The following is a 15,996-nucleotide window of genomic DNA, read 5'->3' as shown; positions in this document are numbered from 1 at the left end:
GAGTTAAATTCCCTGTTTTTGAATATGAAAAGTCAGATGATCATTGTTGCTGGGGGTGAGGCGCTCGCGCCGGGCGTCAACCTGGAAAGCCTGGGAAACAGCCGTTTCCGTCAAAACATGCGCAGGGGATCCGAAGCCGAGTTGACGGCCCGATTGGAGAAGCACAACATCGTCGCATAACCCAGTAGCAAGGTTCAGATCGTGCAGCGAGGTGACAATCGTCAGGGGCAAACTGCGGATAAGGTCCAGAACTTCCAGCTGATGACGGATGTCGAGGTGGTTTGTTGGTTCATCCAGGATCAACAGCCGAGGTTGTTGCGCCAAGGCGCGGGCCACCATGACACGCTGACGCTCCCCGCCCGAGAGGGTTCCAAGCTGGCGGCCGGCCAGTCCGTGCAAGTCCAGCCGGTCCAAGGCGTTCTCGATGATGTCCCTATCATGGGAGCCTGTCGCCCCGGCAAACCCGCGCCGGTGGGGTGTCCGCCCAAGAGCCACGATCTCACTGACAGTGAGTACAAAGTCACTTGGTTGTTCCTGCAAGACGGCGGCTATCCGCTGTGCAGTCTCGCGGGCGGAAAGGCTCCAGATGTCCTTACCATCCACCAGAACCTGGCCTGTGACCGGTCGATAAAACCGGTAAAGTAGTCTGAGCAGGGTCGTTTTACCGGCACCGTTCGGCCCAACAATTCCAAGCACACGGCCCGCTTCAAGATGGAAGCTGGTCGATCGCAGCAGGATGTCACCATGATGCTTTGGCGACCAAGACAGGTCTTTGGCGGTGAGGTTTGCTGCGGTCACGAAGCGCGCGCTTTCTGCTCTTCGAGCGCTGAACCGGTGGCGGGTATCCGCGCTAGCGTAGACTTCCGCAACTTGCCTGGACGGTCGACAGACGAACACCATCCGTCGCCGAGATAGGCGTATTGTTTTGCAAACGCGACGAGATCGTCGACATCGGTCTCTGGATCAATGTCCCCGAAAAGATAGGAGGCTTTTCCTGTGCCGTGATAGGCGACCGTACACGGCCGATCGCACCCCGCCATACAGGCGACACCTGAAACGTCGAAGGTTTCGGGCATTGTGTCGTCAGCAGCAAGTAGGGCGTTTCGAAGCTGCTCAATCAGCTCAAAACCCGGACGTGTTTCCGTGCCCTTTCGCCGGCAGGATGTGCAAACAGTTATACGATGGTTCATTTGGCCCTCCGCCATGAAAAAGGGCGCGCCAAACAAAACGACGTGGTGGCGGTGGTGACCGCTTTGCCATCATATGCTCCGAGCCGGGCGCCCCGCCCGCATCAAGTTGAAGATCCGGCGCAGCATCTGCACCGGTGATGGCAGGTCTCCTGACTCGCGGGTCGTAACTCTCCCGAACCTTCCCGGACGATGTGTCCAGTGGTGTCTTTCGGGGTCGCTCACCGCTCACAGTTGCGGGGGCAGTCACGGATTTGGTGCCTACTGGCTACGCCGCACCGTGTTCCCTTTTCATCTCGTCGGCCTTGGGCGTCTGAGAACCATCATCGCTAAAAAAGCCGATGGCTGTCGGCCGGTCAACTTAAAAAGATTGACTTGAGGCTTGTGATCACAAGCAAATTTTCAGTTTGACGCCTCGGCGTTAAAGCCACTGACTATTGGCGTCTTCCATCAGAAAATTCGCAGAGCGCAAAACTTGCACTCAACGGAGCCGTTGTTCGGTGTTGGCATCGAAGAAAAAGGCGTTGGCTGGATCGAACGTGATTGCAACGGTGCTGTCCGGTCTCGGGACGTCTTCGCCCTTTGTTTCTATGATGACGCGTTCTCCCGTTTGGCAAACAAGATAGGAGTACGCGACACCGCCCAGTTGTTCGGAAAGATCTACCTTCGCGCCCTCGTCCGTCTCGCTGATCACCAGATGCTGCGGGCGGAGGCCGACCAGAACCTTTTCGCCATTTTTGGGAAGTGCAACGGATGGCTCGACCGTCAAACCACCAAATGCCGGAATCGCAACGCGGCCATCTTGCACGGTCCCCTCAATGAAATTCATAGACGGTGAACCGATGAAACCGGCGACGAACTTGTTGTCCGGATCGGAGTAGAGCGTCATTGGGGAGCCGACCTGCTCGATCCGCCCGGCGCGCAGAACCACGATCTTGTCGGCCAGGGTCATAGCCTCGACTTGATCGTGGGTCACATAGATCATGGTGGCGCCGATGTCCTTGTGCAGCCTGGCAATCTCGACCCGCATATCAACGCGCAGCTCCGCATCAAGGTTCGACAGCGGCTCATCGAACAGGAAGACTTCCGGTCCGCGAACAATGGCGCGTCCGATGGCAACACGCTGGCGTTGGCCGCCCGAAAGGGCTTTTGGTTTGCGCGCCAAATAAGGCTCGAGTTTCAAGATACGCGCTGCTTCGCCGACCTTCTCCTTGATCTCGGCTTTCGGGTGCCCGTTCATTTTGAGGCCGAAACCCATGTTTTCCTCGACCGTCATGTGGGGGTAAAGGGCATAGGTCTGGAACACCATCGCGACACCGCGTTCGGCCGGATCGGATTTGGTCACGTCCCTCTGGCCGATGGAGATTTTTCCGCCGGTGGTTTCCTCAAGGCCGGCAATCATGCGCAAGAGGGTGGATTTTCCGCAGCCGGACGGTCCGACAAATACACAGAACTCACCATGTTCAATCTGAAGATCGACACCGTGAATGACTTGAACCTCACCGTATTTTTTGACGGCTCCGTCTAAGGTGACACCAGACATGAAGTTCTTCTCCCCTCCCTGGGAACAATTATCCTGGAAACTGCCAGTCCGAGACAGCTGCGGCAATTTCGGATGCAGCCTTCAAGAGCGCAGGCTTTGCTGCGTTCAATTCATCAAGGCTTTTGCGCCGGGTTGATGTTGTCACTGAAAGCGCACCAATCGGACGGCCCTTTGGTGACAAGATCGGTGCTGCGATACAGATGATTTCCGGTTCATGCTCTTCCCGGTCGTAAGCAATTCCCTCTTGGCGGATAGTGTCCAAATCAGCGCGCAGAGAGGCTTCGTCGGCCAGCGTTGCCGGGGTGTAGCGATAGAAGGATTGTTTGGCGATCACCTGATCGAGGTCACCTGGCTCGAGAAACGCCATCAGGGCCTTGCCGACCCCCGTGCAGTATCCAGGGCCGACCTTTCCCGCCTGGGAATACATGTCGATCGGATCTTTTGCATTGCGTTTGTCGACATAAAGCACTTGCCCGTTGTCCAATTGCGCCAGGTGCACCGTTTCACCGACGGTCTCTGACAAAACGGAAACGATGGGCCGCGCAATTGGTGCAATGGAACTTTGGCGCCAGGCCTGATGAGCAAGCCGGACAAGGCGGATACCTAACGCATAGGTCTGCTGCTCATCGCCGTAGGAGAGCATGCCTTGGCTCACCAGGGTTTGCAGCAGCCGGTAGAGCGTTGCCTTGGGCAGGGGGCTTTCATTGAGCAATTCGGAGAAGCGGACCGGCCGGCCCTTGGCTGACACCATCTCCAGCACATCAAGTGCTTTGCCGACCGTCCCATCTCCGGTGGCGTGTTTGTTCATGTGAGCTCTCCTCCTGACCCGTTTCTTATCGCCGAGCCTGTTGACAACGTAACCGCTCACCCGCAAGGTATCAATATACAAAACTAAGTTTCAAATAATGGAACCTTAAGGGAGGAAACCATGCGTTCCATGTTGAAGACGTCCGCGGCGGCACTTGCATTTTTTGCAACGGCGACCGGCGGCGCATTTGCTGACGGCCTGACCGGTGATCTCAAAATCTTCTTGGATACGTCCAACCCGGCTCCTCGGGCGACAATGGAAAAGATGATTGCCGATTTCCAGGCAGAAAATCCGGATCTCAACATTGAGACCACAGTGATTGACCGGGAAGCTTACAAGACCCAGATCCGCAACTTTCTGACGGCGAACGCTCCGGATGTTGCGACCTGGTATGCGGCAAACCGGATGCGCCCCTATGTCGAAGCTGGGCTGTTTGAAGATGTGTCCGACCTTTGGGATGGCACCGAAATCGGTGAAAATCTTGCATCCACAAAAGGTGCGCTGACCATCGATGGCAAGCAATGGGGCGTGCCTTACACCTACTATCAATGGGGGGTTTACTACCGCAAAGACGTCTTCGACGAGCTGGGCCTTTCTGAGCCGACCACTTGGGAAGAGGAAAAAGCCAACTGCCAGAAAATCATTGATGCTGGCAAAAAGTGCTACACGATCGGCACCAAGTTCCTTTGGACGGCTGGTGGCTGGTTCGACTACCTGAACATGCGCACCAATGGCTTCGATTTTCACATGGACCTGCTGCAGGGCAAGGAAAAGTGGGATTCTGAAAAGGTTCGTGCGACATTCGCCAATTGGCGCGAGCTCATCGACATGGGCGCCTTCATCGACAATCACCAGACCTACAGCTGGCAGGAAGCTTTGCCGTTCATGGTTCAGGGCGATGCTGCTGCATACCTGATGGGCAACTTCGCCGTTGCACCGCTGCGCGATGCTGGCCTCACTGATGATCAGCTGGATTTCTACCAGTTTGTCGAAATCACGCCGGGTATTGAAAAGGCCGAAGACGCGCCAACCGATACCTTCCACATTCCGGCCAATGCGCAGAATAAAGAGAATGCCCGCGAGTTCCTGAAGTATGTGGTGTCTCCGGACGTCCAAACATGGATCAACGACGGTAAGAACCTTGGGCAGCTTCCGGTGAACGCCAAATCCTCCGTCGATCAGGACAAGTTCCTGGAGCAGGGATTTGAAATGCTGTCGACAAACTCGCCAGGCGGTGTCGCGCAGTTCTTCGATCGGGATGCTCCGGCTGAAATGGCAAAAGTTGCCATGGAAGGCATGCAGGAGTTCATGGTTAAGCCGGACAATCTGGACAAGATCCTCGCCCGTTTGGACCGGTCGGCCAAGCGCATCTACAAGGACTAACTCCGGTCTGATGAAACGGGCAGGGTGTTTCGGCACCCTGCCTTAACCTCCTGTTCTGCCCGCCGGCAGAGCCAGAGACGATCTCTTCCAACGAGTTTCCGAATGGCCTACACGACAGACGGCCACCAGACATCGTGGTGGCACAGGAACCAGCAACAGTTGACGCCTTGGCTCTTTCTGGCCCCGGGAATCCTGTTTTTCCTGTTTTACGTCATCTTTCCAATCTTCCAGTCGTTCAACTTGTCGCTTTACGAGTGGGATGGACTTGGAGAAGCGGAGTTTGTTGGTCTTTACAATTACGAAGAGCTCTACTGGGATGACGCGTTTTATACGTCCCTCAAGAACAACGTCATTTGGCTTGTTCTCTATCTGGCCGCGATCCCTGCCGGCCTTTTCATTGCGTTGTTTTTGAACCAGACAGTGACTGGTATCCGGCTTTACAAGTCGCTGTTTTTCTTTCCCTTCGTGATTTCTCAAGTGGTCGTCGGACTGGTCTTCACCTGGTTCTACGACCCAACCTTCGGCATCTTGAACGTTTTGCTCGGTTCCGTCGGTCTCCCGCCGATCAATGTTCTGGGGGATGAGAACTGGGTAACCATCGGGATCATTGTTGCCGGGCTCTGGCCGCAAACAGCGTATTGCATGATCCTGTATCTGACGGGCTTAAATGCCGTTGATCCGGAACAGATTGAGGCGGGGCGTCTCGATGGTGCTAAAGGCTGGCGTATGCTTTGGTACATCATCATTCCGCAGCTTCGTCCGGCAACCTTCATTGCCTTCGTCGTGACCATTATCGGCGCGCTCCGGTCCTTCGACCTCATTTCGATCATGACCAATGGCGGACCGTTTGGCGCAAGCCGCGTGCTTAGCTTCTACATGTTCGAGGTTGCCCTGTCAGAATACGGTTTCCGGATGGGATATGGCGCGGCAATTGCGGTTGTCCTTTTCCTGATCATGCTGATGTTCATCGCCTACTTCCTATGGTCGATGTACAAGGAAGAAAAGGCGCGCTGAGATGTTTCCGACACCCATCGAACGCACACCGCGCTCCTGGCAGATTGCCTATCAGACCTTGTTGCCGCTTGTGCTGATCCTCTGGCTGCTGCCCCTGATCGCCGTCGCCATTTTCTCGGTCAAACCTGACGCTGATTTTGCGAATGCCAACTATTGGGGCTGGCCGTCGTCTTTTGAGGGGTTCACCAATTACGGTCTGGTTTTCACCGGATCGGACATGCCGCAATATCTCCTGAACTCGTTCAAGATCACGATCCCGACCGTGATCGGTGCGGTCGCGCTCTCCTGCATGACCGGCTTCGCGCTCGGTATCTATAAGTTCAGAGCCAACATCTGGATCTTCTTCATGTTCGTGGCCGGCAATTTCGTGCCGTTCCAGATCTTGATGGTCCCGGTCCGGGATCTCACGTTGCAGTTGGGGCTCTACAACACGATCACCGGACTTGTGCTGTTTCACATTGCGTTCCAGACCGGGTTCTGTACGCTTTTCATGCGCAATTTCATCCGCGCCCTGCCGTTCGAGCTGATCGAAGCTGCAAGGGTGGAAGGCGTTGCAGAATGGCGGATCTTCTGGTTTGTCGTCCTGCCCCTGATGAAACCCGCTATCGCCGCGCTCTCAGTGCTGATCTTCACCTTCATTTGGAACGATTACTTCTGGGCGATTGTGCTGACCCAAGGCGTGGAAAGCCAGCCGGTCACCGCGGGGATCACCTCATTCAATGCCCAATACCGGGCCGCCTATCACCTGATGAGCGCGGGCTCCATCGTCGCAGCTCTCCCCCCCGTCGCCATGTTCTTCATGATGCAAAAGCATTTCATCGCCGGTTTGACGCTTGGGGCCGTGAAATGATCAAGACCTGGCATCTTGGCGACCAGCATCAGAGTCTGGTCCTGGCATGCCGCAATGCTGGTCTGCCGGAGGTTGTCTACTGGGGTCCGGCTTTGCCGGAAAGGGAGAATCTGCAGATTCTGGTGGAAGCCGCAGTCATGGATGTGACCGGAGGCATGGTGGATGAAAATGCGCCAATCAGTTTGAATCCGGAAGCTTCAAGAACCTTTCCCGGACAGACAGGGCTTGCGGCACGAGACGCTGCTGGGAAGGTATTGACCCCACGTTTCAGCTTTCAATCGGAAGAGCAGTCCGACAATGAGTTGTCACTGGTTTACTCTGATGAAGACTGCGGTCTGTTGCTGACATTTGGTCTCAGCCTGACGTCCGACACCTCACTCCTGAAACTGCAAACCTATCTTCGCAGCAATGACGACATTGTTGTCGACTGGCTGGCCGCGCCTGTCCTGCCGGTTCCGGCGTACACCGACGAGATGATTGAGTTCTCCGGGCGCTGGTGCTCCGAATTCCTGACCAACCGCCTTTCCTTTGCACCCGGCGCACGTGTCCGCGACAACCGGACAGGCCGCACAGATCATGCCCATTTCCCAGGATTGATCGTGTGTAATTCTGGAACCTCCAATACCACTGGTGACGCCTATGCTTTTCACTATGGCTGGTCCGGAGGCCATAAAATGGTCGCAGAGGAATTGGCGGATGGCAGGCGGCAGATCCAGTTCGGACACGCGTCGGCCAGCCTTCGCAAGGGCACTTCGTTTGAGACAGCGCCGCTTTATGCGACCTTCTCTGGTGATGGCCTCAACGGGGCCGCAGTCCGGTTTCAGCGGCATGTCCGCACGCAAGTCGTCAAGGATGCGCGGACGCCACGCCCGGTGCATTACAATTGTTGGGAAGCCGTCTATTTCGATCACAAACTTGATGAACTGAAAGCCATCGCCGACCGGGCCGCGGAGCTTGGTGCGGACCGTTTCGTTCTGGATGATGGCTGGTTCGGACACCGCGATGATGACACGTCATCGCTTGGGGACTGGACCATTGATCGGCGCAAATACCCGGATGGCCTCACGCCACTCATTGACCACATCACGTCTTTGGGCATGGAATTTGGCATCTGGTACGAGCCGGAAATGGTCAATGAGGACAGCGATCTCTACCGCGCCCATCCGGACTGGATCCTGGGACCTGAAGACCAGGCACGCGGCCGCCAGCAACTGGTGCTCGACATGGCCCGCGAGGACGTTCGTAGATATCTCTTTGACCAATTGTCGGCAGTTCTTGGCAGCCATGCCGTTGGTTATGTCAAATGGGATCACAACCGGGTTTTGCCCGTTGGCGATGCAGCGCAGACTGAAGGTGTCTATACCCTCATCGATCAGCTACGCAGAGCCTTCCCGCACGTTGAATTTGAGAGCTGCTCGTCCGGCGGAGGCCGGATCGATTTTGGCATTTTGGAACGCACACAGCGGGTCTGGCTATCCGACAGCAACGACGCGCTGGAGCGTCAACGCATTCAGCACGATGCAGCGCTTTTCCTGCCCGCGTCCGTGACCGGATCGCATGTCGGTCCACGTCATTGCCACACTTCAGGCCGGGTGATCGGCATGTCGATGCGCGCCTGGACCGCAGCCCAGCGGCACATGGGGTTTGAAATGGACCCGCGCGAGCTAACCGATGATGAAGCACGGACGCTGAAGGTCGTGACTGACTGGTGGAAGGCCAACCGGGACTGGTTGATGGAGGTGGACATCCTGCGTCTCGATACGACCGATCCGGCAATCATTGCGGAAATACAGGTGGCGGAAACCGGAGACCGGTTTGCAGCTTTCGCCGCCCTGACCCGGCCTTCCGACCAGATCCTGCCGCACCCGATCCGTTTGACGGGTCTGGACCCAGATGCTGTCTATAAGATCACGCTGAAGAACCGGGACGAGACGCCCGGCTTGTCCCGTGGCTCGCCGCTCTTGAAGCATCAAGATCTCACGGTCAGCGGTCGGTATTTGATGTCGCACGGCCTGACCCTGCCCTGGCGGTTCCCGGAGACAATCTGGGTTATCGAAGGCCAGCGTCTGCCAAATTGAGCAAATCTTTTCAGTTTTATTAAGCAGCAAACATAAGGGACCCACTGATGTACGCGAATTTTCCGGATCTCAAAAACAGCTCGGTTTTCATCACCGGCGGTGGGTCCGGCATCGGCGCCTCTCTGACGGATGGTTTCTTGGCGCAAGGGGCCAAAGTTGCCTTCGTTCAGCGGTCCGATGCGACTGCTTTTTGCGATGAAATGGAAGAAAAACATGGCAACCGGCCAGTGTTTTTGCCGTGCGATATCACCGATATGAGTGCGCTCAAGGCTGCGATTGATGAGGCCGTGAAGGCGAACGGGCCAATCACAGTCCTTGTCAACAACGCGGCCAATGACAAGCGCCACACCACGGAAGAAGTTGATGAGGGCTTTTGGGATTGGTCCCAGGCGATCAACCTGAAGGCCTATTTCTTTGCATGCCAGCATGTCGTCAACGGTATGCGGACAGCAGGCGGGGGATCGATCATCAATTTCACATCGATTTCCTACATGATGGGCAACGCAGGATACCCGGCCTACACTACGGCTAACTCCGGCATCAACGGATTAACCCGGAGCCTGGCGCGGGAGTTCGGCCCGGACCGCATTCGCGTCAATGCTGTAGCTCCCGGCTGGGTTCTCACCCAGAAGCAAAAGGACATGTGGGTCACTCCGGAAGGCCTTGCTGCACATATCGATCGCCAGTGTCTCAAGGAGGAGTTGGCGCCTGAAGACATGGTCGATCCTGTCCTGTTCCTTGCCTCAAAAGCCAGCAAGGCAATGACCGGTCAGTCTCTCGTAGTCGATGGCGGGGTTGTGGTGACCGGATGAGTGGAGAGGATGACATTGCCTGGATCGCCGCTGATTGGGGAACGACCAATCTGCGGATTTGGGCGCTCGACGCTGCAAACAATACGGTTTTGCACAAAGCGTCGGCCAGAGGAATGAGCACACTCGCACCGGAAGACTTTGAAGGCGCTCTTCTGGAGCTGGTCGACGCGTGCCTGCCCGAGAACCGAACAACTCCTGTTATCATTTGCGGTATGGCCGGGTCGCGGCAAGGATGGCGGGAGGCGCCTTATAGGGAGACACCTTGCGCGCCTCCCGGTGTCGGCAACGCGACAATCGTGGAGCCGGTCGATCCACGGATCTCGGTCCATATCCTTCCCGGTATCAAACAGATGGTACCACCAGATGTGATGCGCGGCGAAGAAACCCAGATTGCCGGTTTTCTGTCTGATCATCCCTCATATACCGGTCTGATCTGCCTGCCGGGGACCCATACCAAGTGGGTGGTATTGGACGAGGGGACCATCACCAGGTTTCGCACGTCAATGACGGGCGAAGTCTTTGCCCTTTTGAAAGACAAATCCGTCCTGCAGCATAGCCTGGCGCAAGAGGGGTTTTGTGACACAAGCTTTGAGGCAGCTGTCAAAGAGATCACCAAGTCGCCTGAGCGACTGACAGGCGAGCTTTTTGGAATTCGGGCCTCCAGTCTGATTGCCGGGCAAACTCCCGAAGCCGCGACTGGTCGCCTTTCAGGTCTGCTTATCGGAGCTGAACTTGCCGCAGTCGCATCAGAGTTTGATCTAAAGACAACAGCAATCTTGGGCAGGGATCAGCTCTCCCGAGTTTATGGAGCAGCGCTTGGTATCCTCGGGCACCAGAGCGCGTTGCTCGACGCTGAAAGTTATACGGTCAAGGGTCTAAGCTTGGCCTATGAAGCACACCTGAAAGAAACAAAATGAGCCGACACATCATCGCGATCCTGCGGGGACTAACGCCTTCTGAGGCCTTGCCAGTTACAGAGGTTTTGATAGAGGCCGGCATCACCAAGATCGAGGTTCCCCTCAATTCACCGGAGCCGCTCAAGAGTATTGAGGCCATGGCGCAAGCCTATTCCGAGCGAGCTGAAATCGGTGCTGGAACTGTTTTGGAGGCTGAACAGGTTCATCAGGTTAAAACCGCTGGTGGCACATTGATCGTCTCGCCCGATTGCAATCCGGACGTCATCCGCATCACAAAGGCGGAGGGCATGTCATCCTTTCCGGGTGTCATGACACCCACCGAATGTTTCAGCGCGCTCCGCAACGGAGCTGATGGTTTGAAGTTTTTCCCTGCCACGCTCATCGGTCCTGATGGGCTCAAGGCCATGCTTGCCGTCTTGCCGAAGGGAACGAAGACCTATGCGGTTGGTGGAGCCGGGCCGGACAATTTCGAACATTGGCTAAAAGCTGGCGCGACAGGCTTTGGCATAGGGACGGCCCTGTTCAAGCCGGGATATACGGTTGATGAGATCAAAGCCCGGGCTGAGGCCATCGTCACTGCCTATGATGCTGCGGTATCAGCAAATGGGTAAGATCATGACGTCGATCTACGATCATAGGCGATGCCTTTTGGGGGAAGGGCCGATCTGGCACCCTCAGCGCCAGCAGTTGTTTTGGTTCGACATTCTCAACAAAAGACTGCTGAGCCGGAGCGGCGATGAAGACCTCTCGTGGCAATTTCCGGAACATGTTTCTGCCGCAGGGTGGATCAGTGAACATGCCCTGGTGATCGCCAGTGAGAGCAAGCTCTTTTTGTTTGACCTGGAAACCGGGGCCGAGCAGATGTTGTGCCCGCTGGAGGTAGACAATCCGGTAACCCGGTCCAATGACGGCCGCGCAGACCCCTATGGCGGATTCTGGATTGGAACCATGGGAAAACGTGCCGAAGCGGGCGCTGGCAGTATCTACCGGTACTTTCGAGGAGAGTTGCGCCAGCTGTATTCCGGTTTGACGATTACCAATTCGATCTGCTTTTCCCCGGACGGCGAGACTGCCTATTTCACCGATACCGCAACGGGCATCATTCAGAAAACCGCGCTCGACCCCTATGGCTGGCCGGTGGGCGAGCCAACCGTCTTCGCCGATCTTAGAACCGAGGGACTGAACCCCGACGGTTCGGTCGTCGATGCGGACGGATACATCTGGAATGCCCAATGGGGTGCCCACCGGGTCGCCCGTTATACGCCGGACGGATCCTTTGTCGAGGCAATTGATTTTCCCGCTGAACAGATCTCCTGTCCGGCCTTCGGTGGTGACGATCTGAAAACTCTTTTCGTAACAACCGCGACCGAAGGCGGGCTGACTGGCGATAGCGACGGCAAGACCTTTGCCGCTGAGACATCGACCAGGGGTCAAGCGGAACACCGCGTCCGGCTTTAGAGAAAATCATGAAACGCACACTTGGCACTTGCTATTATCCGGAACACTGGCCGGAGGAAATCTGGGAGGCCGATGCCCGCCGGATGAAGGAGGCCGGCCTGACGTGGGTTCGCATCGGTGAATTCGCCTGGTCGCGGCTGGAACCCACACCGGGGGACCTTCAGTTCGACTGGCTGGACCGGGCCATCGACACACTCGGAACCGCCAGCCTGAAAGTTGTCCTGGGCACACCGACCGCAACACCGCCCCGCTGGGTTGTCGACAAGCATCCGGACATGATCGCCGTTGACGCAAGCGGCCAGCCGCGCAAGTTCGGTTCCCGGCGCCACTATTGCTTTTCCCATGAGGGCTTCCGGGCCGAAAGCGACCGCATCGTCAAACTGGTTGCCGAGCGCTATGGCCGGAACCCGCATGTCGCGGCCTGGCAGACCGACAATGAATACGGCTGCCACGACACGATCATTTCCTATTCCGATGCCGCCCGCAGTGCCTTCCAGGGCTGGCTGGAAAAACGGTACGGCACCATCGACGCGCTCAACCGCGCCTGGGGCAATGTGTTCTGGTCCATGGAGTACCGCACCTTTGCCGAAATCGATCTGCCGAACCTGACTGTCACCGAACCGAACCCGTCTCATACGCTTGCATTCCGGCGGTTTTCGTCGGACCAGGTGGTCAGTTTCAACAAGCGGCAGGTCGAAATCATCCGGGCAAATTCCGATGCTCCGATCAGCCACAACTACATGGGAAGGATCACGGATTTCGATCACTTCAAGGTGGGCGACGATCTGGAAATCGCCACCTGGGACAGTTACCCGCTCGGGTTCCTTGAGGACCGGGTCGGGGCATCGGCCGAGCATCAGCGCGCCTATGCCCGTCAGGGAGATCCCGACTTTCAGGCCTTTCATCACGACCTTTACCGCGCCGTCGGCAACGGCCGCTGGTGGGTCATGGAGCAGCAGCCGGGACCGGTCAACTGGGCGCCGTACAATCCGTCACCGCTGCCGGGCATGATGCGGCTTTGGGCCTGGGAGGCCTATGCCCATGGGGCGGAAGCGGTATGTTACTTCCGCTGGCGGCAGGCCCCGTTTGCCCAGGAGCAAATGCACGCAGGCATGTTGCGGCCGGACAATGCCGATGCCCCGGCCCTGATCGAGGCCCGGCAGGTCGCGGACGAATTGCGGGCCGCGCCGGATGTGTCTGTGCGCCAAGCACCGGTTGCCCTGATCTTCGACTATGATGCCGACTTTGCCTGGGCCACCCAGCCGCACGGTGCCGGGCTCAGCTACTTCCAGCTGGTGTTCGACGCCTACAAGGCACTGCGCAAGCTTGGGCTGTCCATAGATATTCTGCGTCCTGAGACCCGCGATTTCAGCTGCTACAAAATCGTCGCCGCACCCGGCATGATCACCATGCCGAACGATCTGAAGACCGCCCTTGCAGAGTGTGACGCGGAAGTGGTTCTCGGTCCCCGGACAGCCGCACGAGACGCGGATATGGTCATACCGGTCCCTCTGCCCCCGGACATGCCGGGACTGGATGTTACAGTTGCTCGGGTGGAAAGCCTGCGTCCGGACATGCCCATGCCCGTCAAGGGTGGCGGCGCCTTTGCCGGGTACCGCGAAGAACTGGAAAGTGCTGCCGAAGCGTTGTTCGAGCTGGAAACCGGGGAACCGGCTGCCGTCAGCACTGATCATCTGACATACGTTGGCGGATGGTGTGATGATGTGGCCTGGCACCGGCTTTTTGAGCACCTGTGCGCAAAGGCGGACATGCGAACCTTCGATTTGAAAGATGGTGTCCGGTGCCGCGACACCGAAGGCACGCGCATCTGGATCAACTATGGTTCAAAGGCTGCGGAAACGCCCGCGGGGCCAATCGCGGCGGCTGGGGTTCTGTTTGAAAAACTCTAGCAAACTACAGCTGGCAGTCGATCGCTAACCCGACCGTCGAGAGATTGCCACTACAATCAAGCCCTGGTGGGTGCCGCGCCTGGAAATACAATTTCGACACTAGAGAGTGGCCAGCAGCCAGCATTGTATTCGATTGGAGTGCCGGTTGGATCGCAATTGATCGCAACCACTTCCAGAATGGGTGTGCGCGGACTGAGGTTCAGCCCATCCGCTTGCCGCGCCGTTGCAAATCCGCCCGCGATTCTTGTTTCGGCGCGTTCGTAGCGCTCGACATCGTGCGCTTTGTAAACCTCTGTCACTGAGCCCGTTTTGTTGTAGACGGCTTCGAAGTCCGGAAACTTCGCTGCCGGGAACTCCTTGGCTGTCAGATAAATCGGCTCGCCATCGAGTATGCGGCGTCTGAGCAGTTTGATAACTTGGGTTCCGGTCGGAAGATCAAGGGCAACTCCGCCTTCAAACGAGACATCGCCGCGCGTGAGGTTCAATGTCTCGGTGGTCACCCGATCGCGGGCGACCTTGAAACCGTCGGCAAACCTCATGTTGCTTTCAACTTCATACCGTTCCGGTCTCTGACGGACAAAGACGCCAACACCTTTTCTGGCGTGAAGATGACCTTCCTGCTGCAATTTGGAAAGCGCCCGGCGGATGGTGATCCGGCTGACTTGAAAGACTTCGGCGAGATGAACTTCTCCGGGAAGCTTGATGCCAGGTGCCAGCTCGCCATTTTCATACGCGAACTGAAGACGGTCACATATCTGAAGCCAGATGGCTTTTTCGCCTTTGGCTTGATAGGGTTCGCGCGCGAGAGTTCGAAACAATTCCAGATCGGTCACATCACACCTGGTGGCTTTGATTTCCTGAATTGAAGGTATATTTCACCTGGCCGTTGGCAATCACCATCAGGATTCTGCGGGTCTTTTTGTCTACCAGAATGCAATCCGCCCGCATGCCTTCTGCTATCTCGCCGCGATCTGCCAGTTTTGCCGCCGCCGCTGCGTTTTTGGAGATGAGGTTCCATGCCTTCTCAAGCGGAAGAACACCGTCATCAACCAGTTTAAACGCAGCTGCCAATGGAGCTGGGTAATAGTAGTCCGATGCCAGAACGGTGCAGTGGCCGGACGCCACACTCTCCCTTGCGTCGATGGCGTTGTTCTGGGAGCCGCCGCGTACGATATTGGGAGCGCCCAAAACCACGTGTTCACCTTCTTCGGCCGCGCTTTTGGCGGTTGCAATGGTCATAGGGAACTCGGACACGGAGACGCCCAGACGGCGGTGTTCCGTGCGGGTTTCCGGGGTTAGCTCGTCATGTGCGAAAACGGAGCAGCCCGCATCCCGAGCTCCTGCGCAGATGGCTTCGATCGCAGCTGGGACCTCGTTTCGCCGTTCCCATACCTGGTTGATCAGGGTCTTGCACTGGTCTTCTGAAAGGCCGGATCTGCCGGCCATCCGGCTGATCTTCGATGAGGTTTTCGGCAGGTCGAGATAGGCGGTCGTGTGATCGTTGAGTGACAGAACGGACTTGGGGTCGTCCTGAACCCAGTCAATCATGTCCTGGACATGGTTCAGTGCAAAGGTTTCCCACCGGATGTTCAGATGCATGTCTGAGGCAAACGTCGCCCGCAGGGCTTTCAGATGCATTCGGAAATTGGCGGCAGCCTCATAGCTGCGCAAGCCCGGTTCCCAGGAAACAGTCAGCCCATGATAAGCGGTGGTAATGCCATTGGAGATCAATTGCCGGTCAACATCCGCCAGCGCAATTGGAAGCGGGAAGTCGACATTCGGCCGCGGTTGTATTGATCGCTCAAAAGCATCCCCGTGTACATCTATGATGCCCGGTACGATATAGCAGTCCGCTGCGTCAATTGTTTCGCTAAATCTCTTTGATGAATAAGCGAATATACCTGAGTGAATGTTAACCGGCTCACGAATGAATTCATCATTTTTCAGAACGTCGCCGCCAAGAATACTTATGGAAGTCAATTTCGAATCCTCGAATATTTTAAGAATGGTGCGGCTACGTCATGAAACCGTTATCG

The 15,996-nt window shown here is 56.7% G+C and carries 15 protein-coding genes and 1 riboswitch; of the genes, 9 read left to right on the top strand and 6 right to left on the bottom strand.

Annotated features, from left to right (window positions below; all coding sequences use genetic code 11):
- Window positions 1-3: 3 nt before the first annotated feature.
- From ACVDG4_RS14860 to ACVDG4_RS14845, 4 genes are all read right to left on the bottom strand, one after another.
- Window positions 4-798: an ABC transporter ATP-binding protein gene (locus ACVDG4_RS14860; protein WP_447235640.1), complete on the bottom strand. Its 795-nt coding sequence runs from the start codon at window positions 796-798 to the stop codon at window positions 4-6.
- Window positions 795-1,190 (bottom strand): DUF1636 family protein, encoded by a 396-nt coding sequence (locus tag ACVDG4_RS14855; RefSeq protein ID WP_447235639.1) that lies wholly within the window; start codon window positions 1,188-1,190, stop codon window positions 795-797. The genes ACVDG4_RS14860 and ACVDG4_RS14855 overlap by 4 nt, the downstream gene beginning before the upstream one ends.
- Window positions 1,191-1,312: 122 nt before the next feature.
- Window positions 1,313-1,527: riboswitch (cobalamin riboswitch) on the bottom strand.
- 141 nt (window positions 1,528-1,668) lie between these two features.
- The gene (locus ACVDG4_RS14850) at window positions 1,669-2,730 is read right to left on the bottom strand and encodes an ABC transporter ATP-binding protein (RefSeq protein WP_447235638.1); all 1,062 of its coding nucleotides are present in this window, start codon (window positions 2,728-2,730) and stop codon (window positions 1,669-1,671) included.
- A 28-nt stretch (window positions 2,731-2,758) separates the two neighbouring features.
- The gene (locus tag ACVDG4_RS14845; protein WP_447235637.1) at window positions 2,759-3,538 is read right to left on the bottom strand and encodes an IclR family transcriptional regulator; all 780 of its coding nucleotides are present in this window, start codon (window positions 3,536-3,538) and stop codon (window positions 2,759-2,761) included.
- Between the two features lie 120 nt (window positions 3,539-3,658).
- On the opposite strand from ACVDG4_RS14845, the gene ACVDG4_RS14840 reads away from it, so the two are divergent.
- The 9 genes from ACVDG4_RS14840 to ACVDG4_RS14800 all read left to right on the top strand — a co-directional run bounded on the left by ACVDG4_RS14840 (window position 3,659) and on the right by ACVDG4_RS14800 (window position 13,960).
- Entirely contained in the window at window positions 3,659-4,921 is a 1,263-nt protein-coding gene (locus ACVDG4_RS14840) for an ABC transporter substrate-binding protein (RefSeq protein ID WP_447235636.1), read from the top strand.
- A gap of 102 nt (window positions 4,922-5,023) precedes the next feature.
- Window positions 5,024-5,935, top strand: a complete 912-nt coding sequence (locus ACVDG4_RS14835; protein ID WP_306147458.1) for a carbohydrate ABC transporter permease — start codon at window positions 5,024-5,026, stop codon at window positions 5,933-5,935.
- 1 nt (window position 5,936) lies between these two features.
- Window positions 5,937-6,785, top strand: coding sequence for a carbohydrate ABC transporter permease (locus tag ACVDG4_RS14830; RefSeq protein WP_447235635.1), 849 nt, complete (start codon window positions 5,937-5,939; stop codon window positions 6,783-6,785).
- Entirely contained in the window at window positions 6,782-8,863 is a 2,082-nt protein-coding gene (locus ACVDG4_RS14825; protein WP_447235634.1) for an alpha-galactosidase, read from the top strand. The genes ACVDG4_RS14830 and ACVDG4_RS14825 overlap by 4 nt, the downstream gene beginning before the upstream one ends.
- A gap of 47 nt (window positions 8,864-8,910) precedes the next feature.
- Window positions 8,911-9,675, top strand: coding sequence for an SDR family NAD(P)-dependent oxidoreductase (locus ACVDG4_RS14820; RefSeq protein ID WP_447235633.1), 765 nt, complete (start codon window positions 8,911-8,913; stop codon window positions 9,673-9,675).
- Window positions 9,672-10,592, top strand: coding sequence for a 2-dehydro-3-deoxygalactonokinase (locus ACVDG4_RS14815; RefSeq protein ID WP_447235632.1), 921 nt, complete (start codon window positions 9,672-9,674; stop codon window positions 10,590-10,592). The genes ACVDG4_RS14820 and ACVDG4_RS14815 overlap by 4 nt, the downstream gene beginning before the upstream one ends.
- Complete coding sequence (locus tag ACVDG4_RS14810; RefSeq protein ID WP_447235631.1) at window positions 10,589-11,203, top strand: 2-dehydro-3-deoxy-6-phosphogalactonate aldolase; 615 nt, start codon at window positions 10,589-10,591, stop codon at window positions 11,201-11,203. The genes ACVDG4_RS14815 and ACVDG4_RS14810 overlap by 4 nt, the downstream gene beginning before the upstream one ends.
- Before the next feature lie 4 nt (window positions 11,204-11,207).
- Entirely contained in the window at window positions 11,208-12,050 is an 843-nt protein-coding gene (locus ACVDG4_RS14805; RefSeq protein ID WP_447235630.1) for an SMP-30/gluconolactonase/LRE family protein, read from the top strand.
- Window positions 12,051-12,058: 8 nt separating this feature from the next.
- On the top strand, window positions 12,059-13,960 hold the full coding sequence (locus ACVDG4_RS14800; RefSeq protein WP_447235629.1) for a beta-galactosidase: 1,902 nt from the start codon (window positions 12,059-12,061) through the stop codon (window positions 13,958-13,960).
- 56 nt (window positions 13,961-14,016) lie between these two features.
- On the opposite strand, the gene phnF is transcribed toward ACVDG4_RS14800, so the two are convergent.
- On the bottom strand, window positions 14,017-14,793 hold the full coding sequence (gene phnF / locus ACVDG4_RS14795; RefSeq protein WP_447235628.1) for a phosphonate metabolism transcriptional regulator PhnF: 777 nt from the start codon (window positions 14,791-14,793) through the stop codon (window positions 14,017-14,019).
- A gap of 1 nt (window position 14,794) precedes the next feature.
- Complete coding sequence (locus tag ACVDG4_RS14790) at window positions 14,795-15,940, bottom strand: alpha-D-ribose 1-methylphosphonate 5-triphosphate diphosphatase (RefSeq protein ID WP_447235627.1); 1,146 nt, start codon at window positions 15,938-15,940, stop codon at window positions 14,795-14,797.
- Between the last annotated feature and the right edge of the window lie 56 nt (window positions 15,941-15,996).

The organism is Roseibium sp. MB-4, assembly GCF_053005265.1.
The sequence above is the reverse complement of the archived record's forward strand: the minus strand, read 5'-3'. Positions and strand labels throughout refer to the sequence as shown.

Bases quoted from the DNA above. Each gene is read 5' to 3' on its own strand.
- ACVDG4_RS14855 (WP_447235639.1), bottom strand. From the start codon at position 1,190: ATGAACCATCGTATAACTGTTTGCACATCCTGCCGGCGAAAGGGCACG.
- ACVDG4_RS14850 (WP_447235638.1), bottom strand. From the start codon at position 2,730: ATGTCTGGTGTCACCTTAGACGGAGCCGTCAAAAAATACGGTGAGGTT.
- ACVDG4_RS14845 (WP_447235637.1), bottom strand. From the start codon at position 3,538: ATGAACAAACACGCCACCGGAGATGGGACGGTCGGCAAAGCACTTGAT.
- ACVDG4_RS14840 (WP_447235636.1), top strand. From the start codon at position 3,659: ATGCGTTCCATGTTGAAGACGTCCGCGGCGGCACTTGCATTTTTTGCA.
- ACVDG4_RS14835 (WP_306147458.1), top strand. From the start codon at position 5,024: ATGGCCTACACGACAGACGGCCACCAGACATCGTGGTGGCACAGGAAC.
- ACVDG4_RS14830 (WP_447235635.1), top strand. From the start codon at position 5,937: ATGTTTCCGACACCCATCGAACGCACACCGCGCTCCTGGCAGATTGCC.
- ACVDG4_RS14825 (WP_447235634.1), top strand. From the start codon at position 6,782: ATGATCAAGACCTGGCATCTTGGCGACCAGCATCAGAGTCTGGTCCTG.
- ACVDG4_RS14820 (WP_447235633.1), top strand. From the start codon at position 8,911: ATGTACGCGAATTTTCCGGATCTCAAAAACAGCTCGGTTTTCATCACC.
- ACVDG4_RS14815 (WP_447235632.1), top strand. From the start codon at position 9,672: ATGAGTGGAGAGGATGACATTGCCTGGATCGCCGCTGATTGGGGAACG.
- ACVDG4_RS14810 (WP_447235631.1), top strand. From the start codon at position 10,589: ATGAGCCGACACATCATCGCGATCCTGCGGGGACTAACGCCTTCTGAG.
- ACVDG4_RS14805 (WP_447235630.1), top strand. From the start codon at position 11,208: ATGACGTCGATCTACGATCATAGGCGATGCCTTTTGGGGGAAGGGCCG.
- ACVDG4_RS14800 (WP_447235629.1), top strand. From the start codon at position 12,059: ATGAAACGCACACTTGGCACTTGCTATTATCCGGAACACTGGCCGGAG.